Genomic DNA, 21,357 nt, shown 5'->3' on the forward strand with positions numbered 1-21,357 from the left:
ATATACGCCACTTCAGGTGAAGCAGGCGGTTGTTGGTTACGGAAAAGCAGAGAAAAAGCAAGTGCAAGAGATGGTCAAAATATTTCTGAAGCTTTCAGCTGTGCCAAAGCCTGATGATGTTGCCGATGCGCTTGCAGTGGCCATTTGTCATGCTCATTCTGCTGTTCTGACTCAGAAAATTAATGAGGTGAAGCGTACGTGATTGATTTTTTAAGAGGTCCAGTTGTTCATTTGGAATCCGAATATATCGTTGTAGATGTAAAAGATATAGGTTACCGAGTTTTTACACCGAGTCCTTATGCGTTCGCTGGCAAAGATGAGCCCGTTACTGTATTCATTCATCATCATGTACGCGAGGATGCTATATTATTGTTCGGATTTGAGACGCGCGAGCAGCAAACCTTATTTCGTAAGCTGCTAGAGGTATCTGGTATTGGACCTCGTGTTGCCTTAGGTATATTATCTGCCRGCAGTCCGGATGCCGTAATTAACGCTGTTCAACAAGAAAATATAGTGTATTTAAAGAAGCTTCCCGGAATTGGCATGAAAACAGCTCAGCGTATGATTCTTGATCTGAAAGACAAGCTTGTGGGGCTTGGATCAGAGGTGGGTCTATTTGCGGTTAATGGTTTTGGAACTGATTCGAAAGCTGCCAGCGGCGGTACTCAGGGCGCTGGTACAGCATGGAAAGAAGCGCGAGAGGCACTTGCTTCACTGGGCTATACGGCAGCAGAGCTTGACCAGGCTTGGAACGGCCTGCAGGATTCTGTGACAGCTGATGAACCAGTTGATAAATTAATGAAACGGGCTTTGCAGCAGCTCTTTAAAGGCTGACGGAAGGAGCTGAACGAGTATGGATGATAGAATCATTTCCACAAACCTTATGATGGAAGAAGAGTCGGTTGAGCTTAGTTTACGCCCACGTTATTTGGCGGAATACATTGGGCAAACAAAGGCCAAAGAAAACTTGAAAATTTATATAGAAGCGGCAAAAATGCGTAAGGAAGCACTTGATCATGTCCTTTTATATGGACCACCAGGGTTAGGTAAAACGACGTTATCCAATATTATTGCAAACGAGCTTGGCGTTAATCTTCGCACAACATCGGGACCCGCTATTGAACGTCCTGGTGATCTAGCTGCTCTACTAACGAACTTGCAAGAGGGCGATGTGCTGTTTATTGATGAGATACATCGGCTGCATCGTACGGTAGAAGAAGTACTGTATCCGGCGATGGAAGACTTCGCGCTTGATATAATGATTGGTAAAGGTCCGAGCGCTCGCTCGATGAGACTGGACTTGCCTCCCTTTACATTAATTGGGGCGACAACAAGGGCTGGTTTGCTATCGGCGCCGCTACGTGATCGTTTCGGTGTCGTTAGTCGTCTTGAGTTCTATACGATTGATGAGTTAACGTATATCGTATCTCGCACATCCGAGATTTTGGGCGCCAGCATTGTAGGGGAAGCGGCTTCGGAAATTGCAATGCGTTCACGCGGAACACCGCGTATTGCGAACAGACTGCTAAAACGTGTGCGGGATTTTGCACAGGTTCGCAGTGACGGGGTCATTACGCACGAAATCGCAAGGTCTGCACTTGAGCTATTACAAGTGGACCCGATGGGCCTCGACAATATTGATCACAAAATGCTGTATGCCATGATGACAACCTTTGCCGGCAGACCGGTAGGCTTGGATACAATCGCCGCAACGATAGGTGAGGAGAGCCAAACGATTGAAGATGTGTATGAGCCATACTTGATGCAAATTGGCTTTTTACAGCGGACACCTCGAGGTCGTATAGCAACAGATAGTGCCTATCGACATCTGGGTCTTCCTATGCCTGGAAAATAAAATTTTGATAATTGGTTGCCAGTGACAGCCAGACAGAGGAGTGAACAACAATCATGTCAAATAGTTGGCCGATTAAACGTCTAAGTATACTGACCCTTGCAGGTATTTTGCTCGTATCTGCATGGACGGCTTGGCCGTTGCAAGCGGCAGTACCGAAGCTGGACAACATTCGTGTTGCGTTATTTGCTCAATTGCCAGCGAAGAACTTCAATGATACGACTGCAGCAGCGACGTTCTCATCAGCAGGAGGTTTGCAGATTGGAATAAGACTGCCAGGCAGTACGAATAATTGGTTTAGCATCCCTGAGAATGCAGAAGCTAGGTTCGCAATCGACGACTACAAAGTGAAGTTGTATGAATCGTCTAAATTTGCTTCTGCTTTGGCCGTTTATCAAAGAATTCAAACAGCTAAAGGTGCAGGTTACATAACCTCATTATCCAAAAATGGCGTGATTACTTATCAAGTGACTGAAGGTACGTATAAGACGGCTGTTGAGGCAACTGCCGGCTTGAACAAATGGGCGAAAGACACAGAGCTATCCAAGCTGGTTGGCGGTTTTAAACCGTTGATTCAAGGTCCGCTTCATCTAGAAAGCGCGCCGTTTCCAAGTAAGGCTGTAGCGGCTGAAGCTGCAAACGCTTTTGGAAATGTCGGATTAGATGCGTTTGTAGCCATGCGTTCCTTACAGAAGGATACCGTAAGTTATTCGGTTATGGTTGGTTCCGCCGCAACTGACGCGGAGTTGCAAATTATAAAGGCAGTAGCGACTAAAGCGCCTAATGGCAGCGGTTTGAAGACAGCTGATACGGGATCTGCCTATTTACTAATTAGCAACGATCATTCGTTAAGCAAAGCGGTAAACAGTACGGAGCTCTACTCGTTTACTGGTACTGATACGAAAGTAACCGTTTCACCGATTACCGCTGACTTCATTAAGTTAACAGAGCGCAGCAACCGGGCTTATCGCGGTACTTTCGAGCTTAGTGTGCTGAACGGTCGGATGGCGGTTGTAAATGAACTTCCGTTTGAACAGTATTTATACTCGGTTACCGGGGCAGAGATGATCTCGTCATGGCCAGAGGAAGCGTTGAAGGCGCAAGCTGTAGCAGCGCGGACTTATGCATTAAACAAAGGATTTGGATTCCAAATTGCACATGTGGTAGATACAACCTTGAGCCAAGCGTATTATGGAACAGGCTGGGAACGCCCATCTACGATTGCTGCAGTAGATCAAACTGCAGGCGAAGTAGCTTTATATAACGGCAAGGTAATTGAAACGTTATTCTCCTCAAGCAGCGGTGGCATTACAGCTGATGCGAAGGAGATATGGAATAATTCGGTCTCTTATTTCAAGCCCGTTAGCAGCCCCGACCAAACGTCAGAGGCAGGTCTTTTCAGTTGGTATAGGGTTGTTCTAGACAATGGAGAAGTTGGTTATGTCCGTGAGGATTTGGTTGAAGATAGCGGTAAGACTACAGCAGCGGGAAGCCGGGTTTTAAATGTGAAAGTGGATGGAACAAAGGTCCGTAAACATCCCTTTGTCCAAGACAGTATTCCATTAATAGCTGAGCTGAGCCGCGGTGCAACCGTCATTGAACTAGAGAAAACAATTGAATCGAATCAGATGAATTGGGTTCGCGGACCATTCACGTCCAAGGAGATGCTCACAACTATTAATGCACGTGCGCTTACTAAACTTACTAGCCCGCCTGTTACTATGGAAGTAAGCGAGCGTGGAGCGTCTGGCCGTGCCACTGCAATCCTAATCAACGGGCAATTGCTTGATGTGAAGTATCCTGATGCCTTTCGAGCAACATTAGGTGTACAAGGATCACTTCCAAGCACATTGTTCCAAATTGAAGAAACAGCCAAAGTCAGTATGCTTGGCGCTGAGGGAGCAACGAGAACAAAGTCAGCTGGAAATCAATCGATTTATACGATTGCTGCTGGGGATAAGGTTTCTGAATCAACAAATGAAAATTTATTCCTTTTGAGTGCAGACGGGCAGCTTCGCACAGCAACGAAGGAACCATCTTTCCGTTTTATTGGAAGAGGAAATGGACACGGGCTTGGTATGTCGCAGTATGGTGCGCTCGGCTTGGCACAGCAAGGGTATGACTATCAATATATTTTGAAATACTACTATAAAGATGTAACTATAGCTAAGGAATGATGGATACGATATGAACGTAGATTGGTTTGATTTTGAATTGCCGGAACATTTGATAGCCCAGACACCGCTCCTTGATCGGACGGCATCTAAACTGCTAACATTAAACCGGAAATCTGGTGAAATTGCACATCGTGTTTTTACTGATTTGGAGCAATATGTACAAGCAGGGGACGTACTCGTCTTAAACGATACGAGAGTTATTCCAGCACGGCTTACAGGCATAAAGAGTGACACTGGTGCAAAAATTGAGCTGCTGCTGTTGAAACAGCTGGGCGAGGATCGCTGGGAAACGCTAGGCAAGCCTGCCAAGCGTCTGAAAATAGGGACACAGCTCTCATTTGGTGACGATGGGAACGGCAATCCGCTGCTTCGTGCGGTCATCGAGCAGGAGGGTGATATGGGTGGGCGGACGATTCGCTTTGAATACGATGGAATCTTTCAAGAGCTGCTAGATCGACTAGGTGAAATGCCTTTGCCTCCATATATTAAAGAAAGACTTGAAGAAAGAGAAAGGTATCAAACCGTTTATTCACGTCATGCAGGCTCAGCAGCTGCGCCAACAGCGGGATTACATTTTACAGAAGAATTTCTTCTGAAATTGCAAGAAAAGGGTGTAAAGCTTGCATATATTACATTGCATGTTGGTTTAGGCACATTCCGTCCGATGTCAGTGGATTTAGTTGAGGATCATGCTATGCATGAAGAATACTACGCCCTGGACGAGCATAATGCGCAAATCATCCAAGCAGCGAAAGAGAGCGGAGCTCGTATTATTGCGGTCGGAACGACTTCATCAAGAACACTGGAGACGGTTGCTGCTCGTTTTGAAGATAAATCGATTGAAGCGTGCAGTGGTTGGACATCGATCTTTATTTTTCCGGGTTATTCATTTAAACTTGTTAATGCATTGCTCACCAATTTTCATCTACCAAAATCAACACTCGTTATGCTCGTTAGCGCGCTTGCTGGACGCGATGCCGTCATGCATGCCTACGAAGAAGCGATTGCAAACGAATATCGGTTCTTCAGCTTCGGCGATGCGATGTTTATTTACTAACTAGGAATAGGAAGCGTGAATTGTGGCTATAAAATACGAATTAATTAAAACATGTAAGCAATCGGGAGCACGACTTGGGCGAGTTCATACTCCGCATGGCATTATCGAAACGCCAACCTTTATGCCGGTTGGTACACAAGCTACCGTTAAGACAATGAGTCCGGAAGAGCTTAAGACTATGGACGCGCAAATTATTTTGAGCAACACCTACCACTTATTTTTGCGTCCTGGACATGACATTGTTAAGCGTGCAGGCGGACTGCATAAATTTATGAATTGGGATAGACCGATTCTAACGGATAGTGGCGGTTTTCAGGTGTTCAGCTTGAGTGAGATGCGTAAAATTACAGAAGAGGGCGTACACTTCCGTTCTCACTTGAACGGAGATAAAAAGTTCCTTTCTCCAGAAGTTGCGATGGAAATTCAAAATGCACTGGGCTCCGATATTATGATGGCCTTTGATGAATGCCCGCCTTTTCCAGCTGAATATGATTATGTGAAAAAATCACTTGAACGGACGACACGCTGGGCGGAGCGTTGCTTGGAAGCACATGCAAGACCTCATGATCAAGGCTTATTCGCTATCGTTCAAGGCGGAATGCACAAAGATTTACGTATTCAAAGCGCAACGGATTTGACTTCCATGGATTTCCCGGGGTATGCTATTGGTGGACTGAGCGTAGGAGAGCCTAAGCATTTGATGTATGAGGTGCTTGATTATACGGTTCCCGTTTTACCTGCAAACAAGCCGCGTTATTTAATGGGAGTTGGCTCACCGGATGCCTTGATTGAAGGCTCCATTCGGGGTATTGACATGTTCGATTGCGTTCTCCCGACTCGTATTGCCAGAAACGGGACAACCATGACAAGTGAAGGTAGACTTGTTATTCGAAATGCGAAATACGCCGAAGATTTTGGTCCGCTAGACCCGAACTGTTCTTGCTACACATGCACGAACTATTCTAGAGCGTACATACGTCATTTAATCAAAGCGGATGAGACATTCGGAATGAGATTAACGACTACTCACAACTTGCATTTCTTACTACAACTCATGCGGGACGTTCGCGAAGCGATTATGGAAGATCGGTTACTTGATTTCCGTGATTCCTTCTTCACAAGCTACGGACTGTTCGATAATGAGAAAGGTTTTTAGAAAGGGGGGATTTCGATGTGGCTAGCAGCAGATGCAGGTACAGGTAATATTTTTGGTATGATTTGGCCATTTGTTCTTATGTTCGCAGTGTTTTATTTTCTTCTCATTCGTCCTCAGCAGAAGAAACAAAAGCAGCGTACTGCCTTGTTAAACCAATTGAAAAAAGGTGATAAAGTTTCGACAATTGGTGGTTTGCATGGTACTGTTGTAGAGTTGACGGATGATACTGTTGTGCTTCGTGTTAACGATACAACAAAAATGACTTATGAGCGCAGTGCAGTGAGTACGATTATTACTTCTGCTCCAACAACTTCTCTTGAAAAAGAATAAGAAGCAAGGTGAAACGGCTGTCGCCATCCTTGGCGGTAAAGCTAACGTTTCGCGGGGAATTATAAGCAATTAATAAGTGTGAAACTTATTCATTCTTATAATTAAAAAAACGGCTGACATGCTCTATGTCGGCCGTTTTTATTTCATTTTTTTAAGTTTACTCCGATCATACCTCCGAAAGCACCAGCTGCAAGAACGGCTCCCAGAAGAAGCACGCTATACCAAGATAGCGAGGTGTTAGACGCCAGAAAGCTAATGATTAAAACGATCAACCCGTATAATAAGCCGAGTAAGGAGCCATTGTACCAGCCTTTTTTTTCAGATCGCCTTCCAGAAGTTAAACCGCCAACAAAGGAAGCAAAGGCATGGATGGCAAGTGCATAAGAAGGTAGCTCACTTTCCTTCATACTCGAAAATTGTAAAAGCAGAGACAACAGAAGTGCCCCGACTGCGAGCCATATCATTGAAAAAAGCACTCCTGCGAGTAACGGTGAAGTGATTAGTGGTGGTTTGGGAGTGTGTTTAACGGAACTTTTGATCGAACTCATCGTATTTCCCCTTTCGTTATGAGCGTATTACTAATCCATATGGTCAAGCTGGTCCGAATAGTACAACTTCTGTATCAGCTATTGCCATATATTCGTGTATCCCTTCTCGTATGATGTCTGCACGTGTAGGTCAGAATAGCTGTACGTACAAAAATAGTTGACATCAGCAGGCATGACAATGTCGAGGAGGCGGTTTCCACTGGAGTTTTGGAGCCTGTTGGTCCGGACGGTGATCATTTATTTCGTTGTATTTCTGATCATTAGGTTTATGGGGAAGCGAGAGATTGGCAAGTTATCGGTGTTTGATCTCGTTATTTCAGTAATGATCGCTGAGATCGCCGTTATAGTGGTCGAAGATACGAAGCGAGCGATGTGGGAAGGCATTCTTCCCATGGTCACCTTGTTGCTCATACAAATTGGCAGTGCATTTATGACGATGAAAAATCGTAAGTTGAGACTTTTGTTTGATGGCAAACCCAGTGTAATTATTGACAAAGGAAAAATAAACAGTGAAGTAATGAAAAAGCAAAGGTACAATTTAGATGATTTAATGCTCCAGCTTCGCGAAAATCGAATTAGCTCGGTTTCAGATGTAGAATTTGCGATTTTGGAAACGAGCGGAAAGTTGTCCGTCATTTCAAAGGAAGATGCCGGAACATCAACTGAAAATGATGATGATGGTAATAATAACAAAATAAGAAGCATTACATCTGGTTTGAGGAAGATGGAAATTCAAGATAGTAAGCAGAAATTAATTCCACCTGGTTATCGCTTTGAAATTTTGCCAATTCCACTTATTATGGATGGCAAAGTGCAAAATGACAGTTTAGAAAAGCTTGAAAAAACACGATTTTGGCTCAAAAATGTGCTGCAAGAGGAAGGCGTGTATGATTTTAAAGATGTATTCTTTTGCACGATTGACCATAAAGGAAAGCTGTTTGTTGATGTGAAAAACAGGAAACCGCGAATCTAAGAGAGGGGTAGCCCTCTTCTAGAATGCGGTTTTTCTGCGTCCTATGGCGTAAAAATTTCTTTTAATCAAACCATTTGCCAAGTAGGGGAATTCGGGCTATATCATGACGGTCAATAATTTTCATGACAACCATTAGGAGCAAATAAATGATTATGCTAGCTGCACAAGCAAGCAGCAAATTGATCCATTCTGCAGAGAGTGGTTCTTGATTCATCGTCCACTTAGCAGCCGCTCCCATAATAACCATAGCTGTGCCTACTTTAAGGAAGTCGTAAAAATTCATACGGAAGCCAATAAAGCGAAGGACGCTGATGCCATGCAAAACGGTAACAAGAATGATATTTACGTTGATTGYGATTAGTGCTCCATAAATTCCAAAGTCTGGGTCGGAAGCTAACTTGGCTATAAGAACCAACTTCACAATGGCTCCGATTGATGTGTTCAGCAATGCTGTCCCTGGCTTATCCAGAGCTTGGAGAGCTGCTTGCAGAGGAGCTTGTAAATAAATGAATATACCTATCGGAGCCATTAGCTGAAGCATAGGGGCGATGTCAGCATGATTGTAGAGTATTCTGCAGATAGGATCGGCGAATAAAAGCATTACGACAATGAATGGAGCGCCGGAAACGAGTGAGAGACGCATGGACTGGTGAAGCCGTTTATGAATTAATGGAGTATCACCTTTTGCTGCCGCTTCAGATAAGGAAGGTACCAGCGACACGGCAAGAGAATAAGTTAGCGCAGTCGGCAGCAGGAGGAGTGGAATAATCATTCCTTGTAATGCGCCATATTGCGCGGTAGCTGTACCGGTAGCTACTCCAGCTATAACTAGGCTGCGAACTGTGAAAATCGATTCAAGTAAATAGGATAATGAGCCAACCATCTTGCTGGCTGTAACAGGAATAGATATGTTTAATAAACGCCTTAGAACGGGTTCTCTTTTTGAGCTAGATACGGGTAATATGTTTACGGCATTCATCTTGTTGTTTTTATTAAAATAATACTTCCAGAGGAGGACGGTTAAGCCGCCGATCTCTCCGACAACAGCACCGAGCATCGCCCCAGCTGCAGCCCACTCCAGACCTAGCGGCATTAAGAGGTAAGCGAAAGACAGAGAAGCGAATATACGTAGAACGGTCTCAATGATTTGCGAGATCGCGCTTGGAACCATATTTTGTTTGCCTTGAAAATAGCCGCGATAAACTGACGATATTCCAATAATAAGCGGGAGCGGAGACATGGCTAGAAACGTATGATAAACACGAGCATCTGGCAGTACATGCTTCGTAATCCAAGGAGCGAAGAGAAGCATAATTGCTGTCATAATGAGGCCAATGGATACGACTAGCCCCATTGCAGCTCTGAAAATATATTTTACGCGTGCGGAATCGCCCTTTGTATCCGCCTCGGCAATCCATTTTGCAACTGCTAAAGGAATACCTCCGATTATTATTGTAAGTACGACTGTCAGAAATGGATAAACGAGTTGGTAGATCCCCACTCCCTCCGCGCCAATGATTCTCGGCAGCATGATGCGGGGGACAAACCCAAGCATACGGTTAATAATGCCAGCAGCCAGCAAAATCATAGCACCTTTGATGAACGTTTGCTTCGTCATTATGATTATCCTCTTCTCTTTCTTAGAATTACAAAATAAATGTTGCCTTTGTCAAAAGACGAAGCTATGAGACAGGCAGGTATATTTATGTTTATGCGCGGCATGTCCAGTTCCATGTCAGTCAATTTTACAGGCCCCAATTACATGGAGCAGGAATCATACATAACTACAGCGAATAGTTGTAAGTAGAAGTGTTGTAAAAGAAGCAAGTTTTACAATGTAAAACAGGAGATTATGCTTACAATGCAAGTTTTACGATGTAAAACGATTAGGGGGAACAAGCAGCATGGCAGACGAGGACCTAAGCAGTGTGATCGAGGAGCTATGCAAAAGCAAGGCGGAGGAATTCCAGCTTATCGGATATGAGCATGTCACTGGAGAAGAAGTATGGCAATGCGTAAGTGAAAAGTATAAGAAGACGGGTCAGCCTGAGCTGCATCAATTGGTGAATGATATTTTATCGCTTAAAGTTATGGGGTTTATGAATTTCATGACAATAAGCGCATATAAGGGAACCCAATTTTAAGCTCTGGGTTTCTTTTTTTTTTTGACTCGTTTTTGCTGCGTCTGTATAATAGGAATATTGAGATCATAAGGGGGATTAATACGTATGTTCGGGAAGAGAATAATTGCCTTCCTTGCGATCGTTGTCATTTTGTTTGGCGTTATCGCTTGGACAAGCCCGTCACTAGTGAAAGATGTTCGTCTAGGCCTTGATTTAAAAGGTGGATTTGAGGTTCTGTATGAAGCGGAGCCGCTTGAGGGCGGAGTAGCCGTTACCCCTGAGTCGTTGAAAGAAACGGCAAGAAGTCTTGGAAAGCGTATTGATGAGCTCGGTATAGTTGAACCAGAAATTACGACTGAAGGTTCAAACAGAATTCGTCTCAGACTTGCAGGAGTGGCGGATGAAGCAGAAGTTAGAGAGATTCTAGCTAAGCCAATCAACCTAACATTCCGCGGTCCTGATGGCAAGGTCGAGCTGCATGGCGGTGATTTTAAGCAAAACGGCGCAGGAGTTGGCTATGATAATTTAGGCAAGCCGTTTGTTACGATTGAACTAAAGGATCCAAAGAAATTCGAAGAGGTAACTGGTAGATTAAGTCAGCTTCCTAATGTTGAAGATCGATACTTGGCTATTYATTTGGATGATAAGGAATTATCTAGGCCTAGTGTCCATACTGCAATAGCTGGAGGATCTGCTCAGATTTCCGGTGATTATACCAACGATGAAGCAAAAGAACTGAGAGATACGATCAACCTTGGCTCGCTTCCACTGAAGCTAGTTGAGAAATATACACAAAGCGTGGGCGCAAGTCTTGGGCTAGCATCGCTTAAAGATACGGTTGAAGCTGGTATTATCGGTACATCGATTATACTAATCTTCCTTATTATTTTGTTCAGGATTCCCGGTGTTATTGCAGCAATTACTGTTGTAACTTACACGTGGCTCCTAATCGTTGTCTTTAATTTAATGAATGCGACACTAACGTTGCCTGGTATTGCGGCCTTTGTGCTCGGTATCGGTATGGCGGTAGATGCGAATATTATTATGTATGAACGGGTTAAGGAAGAAATTCGAAGCGGTAAGAGCTTGATGTCCTCTCTAAAAGCGGGCTCCAAAAACTCAATCCGTACGATCATGGATGCGAATATTACAAATATCATTGCAAGCGTCGTGTTGTACTACATCGGCAACGGTGCGATTCGCGGCTTCGCGTTAACGATGATCTTCAGTATTCTAGTAAGTATGATTACGAATATTTTCTTATCTAGATTCTTAATCATGCTGATTATCAAGAGTAATTTGTTTAAAAAACCTAGCTATTTCGGTGTGAAGGAGGCAGAAATCCGTGAACTTTAATACTAAAATTCGTTATGACTTTGTAGGCAACCGAAATAAGTTCTTTCTGTTCTCTATCGCGCTAACTGTAGCAGGTATTCTGTCGCTGCTTATTTTCAATCTTAATTTCGGGGTTGATTTCAAGGCAGGAACAAACATGGATATTTCGGTTGGTAAGAAAGTGACACAGCAGGAAGCGAAAGATATTCTTGTGCAAGCAGGCATCTCAGATATCACTCCAACGGTTGGCGGCAGCAATAATGACCGAGTATCCGCAAGGTTCGATGAGGTGTTAGCTCAACCGAAAATCGTTGAAATTCAAAACGCATTCAAGGCCAAGTTTGGTGATCAAGTATCGGCTGAAGTCAACGTAGTATCACCGGATATGGCACAGGAGCTTGGTATTAAAACGATTTGGGCGATTTTGATTGCGAGCGTAGCGATTATGATTTACGTTATGTTCCGCTTTGAATGGCGATTTGCACTTGCTGCGAATATTGCCATTTTATATGATGCGTTCGTTGTAGTAGCGGTCTTTTCAATTTTCCGCTTGGAGGTTGATCTACCGTTCATTGCGGCCGTACTAACGACGATTGGTTACTCAATTAACGATAAGATCGTTATTTTTGACCGAATTCGAGAAAATTTGCGTTTCGGTAAATTCAAAAATCGTGATCAATTGGCTGAAATGGTAAACGCGAGTATCTGGCAAACAATGGCACGTAATATTTATACGGTTTTAGCTGTTTTAATTGTCGCGGTTTGTCTATTTTTGTTCGGAAGCGAATCGATCAAGCTGTTCGCATTGGCTAAAATTATCGGATTGTCCAGCGGTGCTTATTCATCAATCTGTATCGCAAGCCCGCTCTGGCTGCTTCTTAAAGGGAAGCAAAAGACTAAGGAAGTCGCTAAAGCAACAGCTTAGTCCTTCATAACAACATGCTTACGAAGTGGGTTTTGCATTCGCAAAACCTAAGTACATGCTTACGAAGTAGGTTTTGCATTCGCAAAACCTAAGTACATGCTTACGAAGTAGGTTTTGCATTCGCAAAACCTTTTAGGAGGGTTATCATGTCAACTGCACAGCGATATGCGAAAGCGGAGTCCGCAAGCTGGGCTGACTTATGGGGAAACATACTGCTGGCATTATTTAAGGGTGTTGTAGGTTGGCTATCAGGAAGCAAGGCTTTGCTGGCTGATGCTTTCCGCTCTGCAGCGGAAACAGCAGCCAGCATCGCCGCTTTGTCTGGACTTCGTGTAAGCCGTCGCCATAAAACGAGTAAACCGAATCAAATAGTGGAAACCGAAAATAAGAGAAGAGAGACGACAGCGACCATTTTGGTATCCGTCGTCCTACTCTTTATAGGGCTAGAAATCGGAATTTCAGCTGTTCGTGATATTGCCAATGGTATTACAGATGCTCCTCATTGGGGATCGCTTGTGGGCATCGTGGTGGGACTCATCGTAAAGGAAATATTCTTCCCTTCAAAAGAACGTTCATTAGGATTATACTGCTCGATAACAGCTTTAATCGGAGCGGGTGGAGCTATCGCTGGCAGTCTGCTGACGATGCCAGTGCTTTATTATTTTGATCCTGCAGCAGCGCTTATTATTGCAGGAATCATTATGTACAACGGTTATTTCACAGCTATGAAAGCGAGTCGCAAGGACAGCAAGGATTCTTCTCAGGAGGAAGACCCTGATGAGCTTATGCAGCTTATACAGCGAGTTGAAGGTGTTGTAACTGTGCAATCCTTGCGAGCTAAGGAACATGGGCATTACGTTGTTGCGGATATTGTAATAAGCGTTAATCCTCGAATTTCTGTTTTGGAAGGGCAAGAAATTGCTAAGCGGGTGAAGCTTCTTGTCATAAAACGATTTATTCATGTGACGGATGTATCGATCTATGTTGAACCCTATGATCCGGGATATCCTTATAAATCTAATCATGATCCGAATCAGGAGCAGATGCCGACACTGCTGCAATAACTATTTCGAACAGCAGGAAAGGGGAAAGCGTAATGATTCAAAGAAAGACACGCTGGGCTTTAGCGCCATGGGACGAACCAGACGAGCAAAAAGCAGAGCATTTAGCTGATATRCTTAGCCTGCCGCCTTTAGTGGCGCGTTTACTTGTTAAACGTGGTTATGGTGAAGTCGAGTCTGCTGAACGGTTCCTGCACGGAGATGAGCAGTATTTTCATGATCCTTATTTGCTGCTCGGAATGAGGGAAGCTGTTGATCGGATAAAGCAAGCAGGACAGAATAACGAGAAAATTCGTATTTATGGCGATTATGATGCAGATGGCGTATCCAGCACATCGCTGCTAGTACAGCTGTTTCGTACATTAGCTTATAATTATGATTTTTATATTCCACATCGAGCTATTGAAGGGTATGGTCTCAATCGTAATGCCATTAAACTTGCTGCTGATGAAGGTGTCCAATTAATTGTAACCGTGGATACAGGGATAAGCGCATATGAGGAAATTGAATATGCGAAGCAGYTTGGTATAGATGTGGTTGTGACCGATCACCACGAGCCGCCTGAGCAAATACCAAATGCATGTGCAGTCGTCAATCCTAAGCAACTGGACTGCGGCTATCCGTTCAAAGGGTTGGCAGGTGTAGGGGTTGCTTTTAAGCTGGCTCATGCCATGTTGGATCGTCCACCATTGGAATGGCTGGATATCGTAAGCTTAGGGACAATTGCTGACCTCATGCCTCTTGCAGATGAAAATCGTATTTTTGTTCGCTATGGACTGGAAATACTAAATAGCAATTGCAGTATTGGTTTCCGTGCTTTAGCAGAAGCCTGTGGTATAACGCTAGGTGCATTAACAGCAACTAATGTTGCGTTCAACATGGCTCCGCGTATAAATGCAGCCGGTAGGCTTGATCATGCTAAGCGCGCGGTTGAACTGTTGACGACAGATGATTACGATGTTGCTATTTTGCAGGCTGCTGGACTCGATAATCTCAACAAGGAACGGCAACGAGTTGTCGAGAGCATTATGAAGGAAGCAGAGCTCCAGTGGCAGGCCAAATGCGCTACCGCCGAAGCAGCGGGATTAGAAGCCCCAGCGGTTATCGTTCTTGCTGGAGAAGGCTGGAATGTTGGCGTCATAGGCATTGTTGCATCGAAACTGCTTGATCGTAATTACAAGCCTGTCATTATACTCGGCATAGATGAGCAGACAGGCATGTGCAAGGGGTCTGCCCGCTCGATTGAAGGCTTTGACCTGCATGCGGCACTTACAGCGTGTGATGAACTTTTAGATCATTACGGGGGTCACCAGGCAGCTGCTGGAATGAGCCTGCACAAAGATCAGTTAGGCGCATTTGAACAGCGTCTTGGAGAGCTAGCGATAGAGTGGCTCAAAGCAGATGATTGGATTCCAAAAACAGCGATTGATTTCGTATGTACCGTTAATGAAGCGACAATCGATACGATCACTCAATTGGCATTGCTTGAGCCATTCGGGATGAGCAATCCTTCGCCAAGGCTGCTATTTCAAGGAGCTATGCTAGCCGATAAGCGAACGATTGGCAAAGAAGCTAAACATCTGAAGCTTTCACTTGGAAGCAATAAACGGATGTTAGACGCGATAGGCTTCAATATGGGTTCCTTAGCTGACGGATTAAAGCATGGGCATGCCATTGATGCTGTAGGTGAATTGTCCGTTAACGAGTGGAATGGGATGCGCAAGCCGCAGTTGCAACTGCAGGATGTTCATTATGAGCCTGTAGTAGAATCAACATTTCCTGAACGGGGTACATTTGGACTCATTTATCAACAACTATTGAAGCTTAGGCAAGCGCCATTATCTGGTTTGGCTGAGCGGTTGGCACGCCAAAATAACTTGACAGTGGATACAATCGTGCTTATATTAGATGTTTTTGAGGAATTATTGTTTATTGAAAGAAGTAATGATCTACTTATCGTTGCAGAATCACCGCAGAAACGGGACTTAGCAACCTCGGAGAAATACAAAGCCGCCAAACTGCAATTCGATGGTTTACAAGCATCGGTTAGCAGAGGCAAGTAACAACTATAAGCTGGAGTGGAAAGGGTTGACAGTACGTGTCAAATACAGAATTCAATTTTAAAGATTACATCCGGGTAATTCCCGATTTCCCGCAACCAGGCATTCGATTCAAAGATATTACAACGCTGCTCAAAGATGGAGGCGCTTATCGCGCTGCCATTGAAGAGATGCGTGCAGCTGTTCAACATATGAAGATTGATGTTATTGCAGGACCTGAGGCTCGCGGTTTTGTAGTAGGTGCCCCTCTTGCGATAGCGCTTGGTGTTGGCTTTATACCTATTCGTAAAACAGGCAAGCTTCCAGGCGAAACAATTACTGCAAGCTATGATTTGGAGTATGGAAATGATCAGCTTGCTATGCATAAAGATGCGATTTCCCCTGGTCAACGGGTTTTGATTGCTGATGATCTGCTTGCTACAGGCGGAACGATTGCCACTTCGATAAACCTAGTGCGCCAACTCGGCGGCGAAGTTGTCGGAGCAGCCTTTCTAATCGAGCTCGCTTATTTAACAGGCCGTGAGAAGCTCGATGGTATTGACGTATTTTCGCTAATGACATACGAATAAAGCAGCAACCTTAAAAATACCAATAATGACCGCCTTTTTCTTGTGTACGCATTGTACACGGTGAGGCGGTTTTACTTATATAACCGGCCAATAATTAGCATGTTAAGGCAAATATATTCCCGTTTTAGGTAATAAGGTACGGTTTTAAAGAGTTAGAATCGCTTCAACAGTTGACGTAGTGCCATTTTTACAGGCATAATATTAGAAAACTCGGAAAAAGCATGAATGGGTCTGCCAGGAGTGTATTCAGAAAGGGACGTTTCATGGGCATTGAGCATTTACTCGAGAAGGCATCCGCCTATATGAAAGAGCAGGACCTTATACGCATCCAGGAAGCCTATGATTTTGCGGAACAAGCCCATCACGGTCAAGTGCGAAAATCGGGAGAGCCATATATCCTTCATCCCGTTGCGGTTGCTGATATTCTTGTTGATATGCAAATGGACGTGCTGTCGATTATCGCGGCACTGCTTCATGATGTCGTAGAAGATACGACGGTTGATTTACAAACGGTTCATGCGAAATTTGGTGAGACCTGCGCCATGCTTGTGGATGGTTTAACTAAGCTGGAGAAAATCAAGTTCCGTTCCAAGGAAGAGCAGCAGAACGAAAACTATCGTAAAATGTTTGTCGCAATGGCTCAGGATATTCGCGTTATTTTAATAAAACTAGCCGATAGGCTGCACAATATGCGCACGCTCAAGTTTCAATCAGAGGAAGCACAGCGCCGTATTGCCTATGAAACGTTGGAAATCTTTTGCCCGCTTGCACATCGCCTTGGTATTTCAGCTATCAAATGGGAAATGGAAGATATTGCGCTTCGTTATTTAAATCCGCAGCAATATTATCGCATTGCCAATCTGATGAAGAAGAAACGTGCAGAACGCGAGCAGTTTGTTGAAGACGTTATTGAGCGAATTAACGAAAAGCTGGGCGAAATGGGCATCGAGGGCGATATTTCTGGACGTCCGAAGCATTTATATAGCATATACAAAAAAATGACAGACAAAAACAAGCAGTTTACTGAAATATATGATTTACTGGCTATTCGAATTATTGTTGATAACATCAAGGATTGTTATGCGACACTAGGCATTATCCATACATTGTGGAAACCTATGCCTGGACGATTCAAGGATTATATCGCTATGCCAAAGGCCAATATGTATCAGTCGCTTCATACGACTGTTATTGGTCCAAACGGTGAACCGACTGAGGTGCAAATCAGAACATGGGATATGCACAGAACGTCGGAATATGGTATCGCGGCGCATTGGGCATATAAAGAAGGCTCACTAGTACCAGGCGGTAATTTTGAAGATAAAATGTCATGGTTCCGCGAGATTCTTGAGCTTCAGAAGGAAGCACGTGACGCATCTGAATTTATGGAGTCGCTCAAAATGGACTTCTTCGCTGATTTGGTATTTGTTTTTACACCAAGCGGTGAAGTGATTGAATTGCCTGCAGGCTCTGTACCGCTTGATTTCGCATACCGGATTCATACAGAGGTCGGCAATCGTACGATTGGAGCCAAGGTGAATAGTCGTATCGTGCCCCTTGATCATAAGCTCAAGACGGGCGATATCGTAGAAATCTTAACATCCAAGCATTCTTATGGACCAAGTCAGGACTGGGTGAAAATTGCCCAATCGTCACATGCCCGCAGTAAAATTAGGCAATGGTTCAAGAAGGAGAAGCGCGAGGAGAATGTTGCAAAAGGCCGAGACCTGATAGAGCGAGAGCTTAAACGTCTAGGTTTGGAGCCTTCTGCTTGGCTTGGCGATGATAAGCTGCAAGAGGCAGCGGCGAAGTTTGCTTTTAACGATATCGAAGATATGATGTCTGCTATCGGTTTTGGTGGAATTACGGCTGCACAAATCGTTACAAAGCTAACCGAGAAGCTGCGTAAGGAAGCAGAGCAAGCAAGTTTGCTTGAACTTACAAATGAACCGAAAGAAATTAAATCGCCTGGAAATCGGAAAACTAGACCGAATCAAGGCGTAACGATTAAAGGGATCGACAATTTGCTTGTACGGTTTGCACGTTGCTGTAATCCTGTACCTGGCGATACGATTATCGGCTATATTACTCGCGGTCGCGGAGTATCTGTCCATCGTATGGATTGCCCAAACATCCCATTCGGTGATGAAGGTGAAGAAGGCGAACGCGTTATTGAAGTCGAGTGGGAAGAGTCTATCGATGCCAATTATAGTGTTGATATTGAGATTACTGGCCATGACCGCAGAGGTTTGCTTAATGAAGTACTGCAAGCCGTATCCGAAAGTAAGACAAACATTTCAGCGGTTACAGGGCGTTCAGTTAAAAATAAAATGGCGTTAATTCATATGACGGTGTTGATCCGCAATATTGACCATTTATCGTCCGTCGTTGATAAATTAAAACGAATTCAGGACATTTATTCGGTACAGCGGATCATGCAATAGTTTGCTTGGATCGCTCATATGCAGAGGAAAGAACGTATATCGGAGGTTTTTGAGCAGTGAAGGTTGTTGTACAACGAAGTAAACAGGCGAAGGTAGTCATTGATGGAGACATTGTAGGAGCTATTGAGTTTGGTCTTGTTCTGTTAGTGGGCATCACGCATGAAGATACGGAAGCGGATGTGCGGTGGATGGCAGAGAAAATAGCAGGCCTGCGTATCTTTGAGGATGAGACAGGTAAGATGAATCTTTCTGTTACTGATTTAGGCGGTCAGTTATTGTCTATATCACAATTTACGTTATATGGGGATTGCCGCAAAGGAAGACGTCCAAATTTCATGGCTGCGGCTAGACCAGAGCTGGCAGAAGTGCTTTATAATCAATTTAATGAGGCGCTGCGCGGGATGGGACTAGTTGTTGAGACTGGTCGATTCGGTGCGATGATGGATGTAGAGCTTGTAAATTCGGGACCTGTTACTATAATTCTGGAGAGCGGTGCTTAAGATAACAATTACGGGAAACAATAGACATTAAGCGAAGCGATTATAGTAGGTCATTGTGTTCGCTGCATGTTCTATTGGAGGAATCCCGCAAATGCATCAGTCACGGAAAGAACAAAGCATGGAACGAGCGTCTAGAAGGCTTCTGCAACCGGATCGTCGTGAGGCAAAGATCATGGCTAAGCAAGAGGAAGACATTGAAGCTGCTGAAGAATGGGCTGGCTTCCCGCAGTATCCACGCAGAGATAATCCGAATCATCTATAGTCAATTACAGACACCGCCTTGGCACCTTGCTGGCGGTGTCTTCTTTATACGCATAGCGAACATATAAGAAAGGCGTCAATTAACAGATTGTTTTGCGAAATTTATAAAACGCTTTCTAAATTGTAATATTTCTGTAATCAATCTCTAACTTTCCTTTAACATCATTAACCTATAATAGAACTCGACCCCCTTTTAAAAATATAAATTACTTTTGGACCTACAAACTGGTTTTGTAGGTTTTTTTCTGTCTTCTTTTAGGGTGGGTAGTGTAAGATTATTCCTGACAAGCTCCATGTCAAGCTCCATATTGACTTTGAGTGCCGCTACAGGTAAAATTACATATYAGTATTTGTTGAAATCGATTCGTTGATGGGACAAAGTAATTCTTCACGTTATATCCAGAGAGGGACGTCATTTTAGCTGCAAGCGTCCTTATATCGGTTGAATGAAAAGACTTCCCGGAGAACAGACGGCGAACAAACGGAGGCGTAGGCGATAGGCTTGCGACCGATGAACAGTAGCTGGACTGCGGATGACGGGCGTTAACCGTCTTGAAGCGAGCTTATGCATGTCATGCAGCTCGGAATGTGGGTGGTACCACGGGAGATACACTCTCGTCCCTTACGGCAGATGTCGTTAGGAACGGGAGTTTTTTGTGTTTTACTATCGATATGAAATCCAATAAGGGGTCAGGAGGCATTCAAATGGCATTTCAAAAATCACCGGGAACACAGGACATTCTGCCTGGCGCGGTAGAGAGATGGCAATACGTGGAGCAGAAAGCACGCGATATTTGCCAGCGGTTTAACTTTCGTGAAATTCGCACACCGATTTTCGAATCGACGGAGCTGTTTCAACGCGGTGTCGGCGAGACGACCGATATTGTAGAGAAAGAGATGTATACCTTTATCGACCGTGGAGAACGGAGCCTTACGCTGCGTCCCGAGGGAACGGCAGGCGTTGTTAGATCTTACGTTGAGAACAAGCTATACGGCGAGCCGGATGTATCGAAGCTCTATTACATCGGACCGATGTTTCGTTATGAGCGTCCGCAAGCGGGACGTTATCGTCAGCTTCACCAATTTGGTGTGGAAGCTATCGGCTCCGCTGATCCGGCTATCGATGCAGAGGTAATTGCTCTCGGTTATACGTTTTATACAGAGGTTGGCCTAAAAGGAGTACGTGTAGAAGTAAACTCCGTGGGCACACCTGAGGTGAGAGCAGTCTTCCGTGAGCGCTTGCTAGCTTTTCTAGAGCCGAAGCGGGAGCTTCTATGCAAGGATTGTCAGTCGCGTATCGATCGAAATCCGCTGCGTGTGCTTGATTGCAAGGTGGATCAGGCTCACTTTGAAGACGCGCCGTCTATACTCGACAGCTTGGATGAGGAATGCCGTAATCATTTTGACAAGGTGCTTATGTATTTGGGTGATATGGGTATTCCATTCACGATAAATCACCGCCTTGTTCGCGGACTGGATTATTACACGCATACAGCATTTGAATACAAAGCTGAAGGCATTGGTGCAATCGACACGATTGGCGGCGGTGGTCGCTATAACGGACTTGTAGCCGGAATCGGTGGTCCTGATCAGCCAGGCGTTGGCGTGGGTCTCGGCCTTGAGAGAACAATTCTGCTGCTTGAGCACCAACAAACCGAGCTGCCGAATTTTAATCAAGTGGATGTCTATTTCGTAGCGCTCGGTGAAGCGGCAGACCGCGAGGTCACAAAACTCGTCTACCAGCTCAGAATGCGCGGGATTCGAGCGGAACGTGATTATCTAGGGCGTAAGATGAAAGTACAGATGAAGTCTGCTGACCGCCTTCAAGCTCGTTATACAGCCATCCTTGGCGATGATGAGCTTGTGCGCGGCGAAATAGCTTTGAAGGACATGGTGAAAGGCGAGCAGCGCGTTGTTTCGATCGACCGGCTTGYTGACGAGATTAGCGGTTAAGAACCACCTTATAAACTAAACTAATTAATAGAG

Annotated in this window: 20 protein-coding genes; 18 read left to right on the top strand and 2 right to left on the bottom strand. The window is 44.5% G+C overall.

The window, feature by feature from the left end:
• The 7 genes from AC1DWN_RS07230 to yajC form a co-directional block, all read left to right on the top strand.
• The coding region (locus AC1DWN_RS07230) for a crossover junction endodeoxyribonuclease RuvC (protein WP_477558227.1) at positions 1 to 202 on the top strand (202 nt) is incomplete at its 5' end.
• Positions 199 to 834, top strand: coding sequence for a Holliday junction branch migration protein RuvA (gene ruvA, locus AC1DWN_RS07235; protein ID WP_477558228.1), 636 nt, complete (start codon positions 199 to 201; stop codon positions 832 to 834). The genes AC1DWN_RS07230 and ruvA, both read left to right, overlap by 4 nt.
• A gap of 19 nt (positions 835 to 853) precedes the next feature.
• Positions 854 to 1,855 carry a Holliday junction branch migration DNA helicase RuvB gene (ruvB, locus tag AC1DWN_RS07240; protein ID WP_477558229.1) on the top strand — a complete coding sequence of 334 codons (1,002 nt, stop codon included), beginning with the start codon at positions 854 to 856 and terminating at the stop codon, positions 1,853 to 1,855.
• Between the two features lie 53 nt (positions 1,856 to 1,908).
• Complete coding sequence (locus AC1DWN_RS07245) at positions 1,909 to 4,029, top strand: SpoIID/LytB domain-containing protein (RefSeq protein ID WP_477558230.1); 2,121 nt, start codon at positions 1,909 to 1,911, stop codon at positions 4,027 to 4,029.
• 10 nt (positions 4,030 to 4,039) lie between these two features.
• A complete protein-coding gene (queA, locus tag AC1DWN_RS07250) occupies positions 4,040 to 5,086 on the top strand; it encodes a tRNA preQ1(34) S-adenosylmethionine ribosyltransferase-isomerase QueA (RefSeq protein WP_477558231.1) in 1,047 nt (348 codons plus the stop codon).
• A 22-nt stretch (positions 5,087 to 5,108) separates the two neighbouring features.
• Entirely contained in the window at positions 5,109 to 6,242 is a 1,134-nt protein-coding gene (gene tgt, locus AC1DWN_RS07255) for a tRNA guanosine(34) transglycosylase Tgt (protein WP_477558232.1), read from the top strand.
• A 15-nt stretch (positions 6,243 to 6,257) separates the two neighbouring features.
• A complete protein-coding gene (gene yajC, locus AC1DWN_RS07260) occupies positions 6,258 to 6,572 on the top strand; it encodes a preprotein translocase subunit YajC (protein ID WP_477558233.1) in 315 nt (104 codons plus the stop codon).
• Between the two features lie 143 nt (positions 6,573 to 6,715).
• Here the strand turns inward: yajC and AC1DWN_RS07265 are convergent, their stop codons facing one another.
• On the bottom strand, positions 6,716 to 7,120 hold the full coding sequence (locus AC1DWN_RS07265; RefSeq protein WP_477558234.1) for a TIGR04086 family membrane protein: 405 nt from the start codon (positions 7,118 to 7,120) through the stop codon (positions 6,716 to 6,718).
• A 178-nt stretch (positions 7,121 to 7,298) separates the two neighbouring features.
• Between AC1DWN_RS07265 and AC1DWN_RS07270 the strand changes: the two genes are divergently transcribed.
• Positions 7,299 to 8,093 (top strand): YetF domain-containing protein, encoded by a 795-nt coding sequence (locus tag AC1DWN_RS07270; protein WP_477558235.1) that lies wholly within the window; start codon positions 7,299 to 7,301, stop codon positions 8,091 to 8,093.
• Positions 8,094 to 8,154: 61 nt separating this feature from the next.
• On the opposite strand, the gene spoVB is transcribed toward AC1DWN_RS07270, so the two are convergent.
• Complete coding sequence (gene spoVB / locus AC1DWN_RS07275) at positions 8,155 to 9,711, bottom strand: stage V sporulation protein B (protein ID WP_477558236.1); 1,557 nt, start codon at positions 9,709 to 9,711, stop codon at positions 8,155 to 8,157.
• Positions 9,712 to 9,997: 286 nt separating this feature from the next.
• On the opposite strand from spoVB, the gene AC1DWN_RS07280 reads away from it, so the two are divergent.
• From AC1DWN_RS07280 to hisS, 10 genes are all read left to right on the top strand, one after another.
• Positions 9,998 to 10,237 (top strand): post-transcriptional regulator, encoded by a 240-nt coding sequence (locus AC1DWN_RS07280; protein ID WP_477558237.1) that lies wholly within the window; start codon positions 9,998 to 10,000, stop codon positions 10,235 to 10,237.
• Between the two features lie 84 nt (positions 10,238 to 10,321).
• A complete protein-coding gene (gene secD / locus AC1DWN_RS07285) occupies positions 10,322 to 11,572 on the top strand; it encodes a protein translocase subunit SecD (protein ID WP_477558238.1) in 1,251 nt (416 codons plus the stop codon).
• Positions 11,562 to 12,476 carry a protein translocase subunit SecF gene (gene secF / locus AC1DWN_RS07290; RefSeq protein WP_477558239.1) on the top strand — a complete coding sequence of 305 codons (915 nt, stop codon included), beginning with the start codon at positions 11,562 to 11,564 and terminating at the stop codon, positions 12,474 to 12,476. Before secD ends, secF begins: the two co-directional genes overlap by 11 nt.
• A 146-nt stretch (positions 12,477 to 12,622) precedes the next feature.
• Positions 12,623 to 13,540 (top strand): cation diffusion facilitator family transporter, encoded by a 918-nt coding sequence (locus AC1DWN_RS07295; protein ID WP_477558240.1) that lies wholly within the window; start codon positions 12,623 to 12,625, stop codon positions 13,538 to 13,540.
• Positions 13,541 to 13,572: 32 nt separating this feature from the next.
• Positions 13,573 to 15,600 (top strand): single-stranded-DNA-specific exonuclease RecJ, encoded by a 2,028-nt coding sequence (gene recJ, locus AC1DWN_RS07300; RefSeq protein ID WP_477558241.1) that lies wholly within the window; start codon positions 13,573 to 13,575, stop codon positions 15,598 to 15,600.
• A gap of 35 nt (positions 15,601 to 15,635) precedes the next feature.
• Positions 15,636 to 16,166: an adenine phosphoribosyltransferase gene (locus AC1DWN_RS07305; RefSeq protein ID WP_477558242.1), complete on the top strand. Its 531-nt coding sequence runs from the start codon at positions 15,636 to 15,638 to the stop codon at positions 16,164 to 16,166.
• Positions 16,167 to 16,429: 263 nt separating this feature from the next.
• A complete protein-coding gene (locus AC1DWN_RS07310; protein WP_477558243.1) occupies positions 16,430 to 18,610 on the top strand; it encodes a RelA/SpoT family protein in 2,181 nt (726 codons plus the stop codon).
• A 56-nt stretch (positions 18,611 to 18,666) separates the two neighbouring features.
• Complete coding sequence (dtd, locus tag AC1DWN_RS07315) at positions 18,667 to 19,110, top strand: D-aminoacyl-tRNA deacylase (RefSeq protein WP_477558244.1); 444 nt, start codon at positions 18,667 to 18,669, stop codon at positions 19,108 to 19,110.
• A gap of 91 nt (positions 19,111 to 19,201) precedes the next feature.
• Positions 19,202 to 19,372: a hypothetical protein gene (locus AC1DWN_RS07320; protein WP_477558245.1), complete on the top strand. Its 171-nt coding sequence runs from the start codon at positions 19,202 to 19,204 to the stop codon at positions 19,370 to 19,372.
• Positions 19,373 to 20,076: 704 nt separating this feature from the next.
• Positions 20,077 to 21,324 carry a histidine--tRNA ligase gene (hisS, locus tag AC1DWN_RS07325; protein WP_477558246.1) on the top strand — a complete coding sequence of 416 codons (1,248 nt, stop codon included), beginning with the start codon at positions 20,077 to 20,079 and terminating at the stop codon, positions 21,322 to 21,324.
• Positions 21,325 to 21,357: the final 33 nt, after the last annotated feature.

The organism is Paenibacillus sp. P4_A7 (genome assembly GCF_056402455.1).

Coding starts and splice junctions, on each gene's coding strand:
- ruvB (WP_477558229.1), top strand. CDS start 854: ATGGATGATAGAATCATTTCCACAAACCTTATGATGGAAGAAGAGTCG.
- AC1DWN_RS07245 (WP_477558230.1), top strand. CDS start 1,909: ATGTCAAATAGTTGGCCGATTAAACGTCTAAGTATACTGACCCTTGCA.
- queA (WP_477558231.1), top strand. CDS start 4,040: ATGAACGTAGATTGGTTTGATTTTGAATTGCCGGAACATTTGATAGCC.
- yajC (WP_477558233.1), top strand. CDS start 6,258: ATGTGGCTAGCAGCAGATGCAGGTACAGGTAATATTTTTGGTATGATT.
- AC1DWN_RS07265 (WP_477558234.1), bottom strand. CDS start 7,120: ATGAGTTCGATCAAAAGTTCCGTTAAACACACTCCCAAACCACCACTA.
- AC1DWN_RS07270 (WP_477558235.1), top strand. CDS start 7,299: ATGTCGAGGAGGCGGTTTCCACTGGAGTTTTGGAGCCTGTTGGTCCGG.
- AC1DWN_RS07280 (WP_477558237.1), top strand. CDS start 9,998: ATGGCAGACGAGGACCTAAGCAGTGTGATCGAGGAGCTATGCAAAAGC.
- AC1DWN_RS07295 (WP_477558240.1), top strand. CDS start 12,623: ATGTCAACTGCACAGCGATATGCGAAAGCGGAGTCCGCAAGCTGGGCT.
- AC1DWN_RS07310 (WP_477558243.1), top strand. CDS start 16,430: ATGGGCATTGAGCATTTACTCGAGAAGGCATCCGCCTATATGAAAGAG.
- AC1DWN_RS07320 (WP_477558245.1), top strand. CDS start 19,202: ATGCATCAGTCACGGAAAGAACAAAGCATGGAACGAGCGTCTAGAAGG.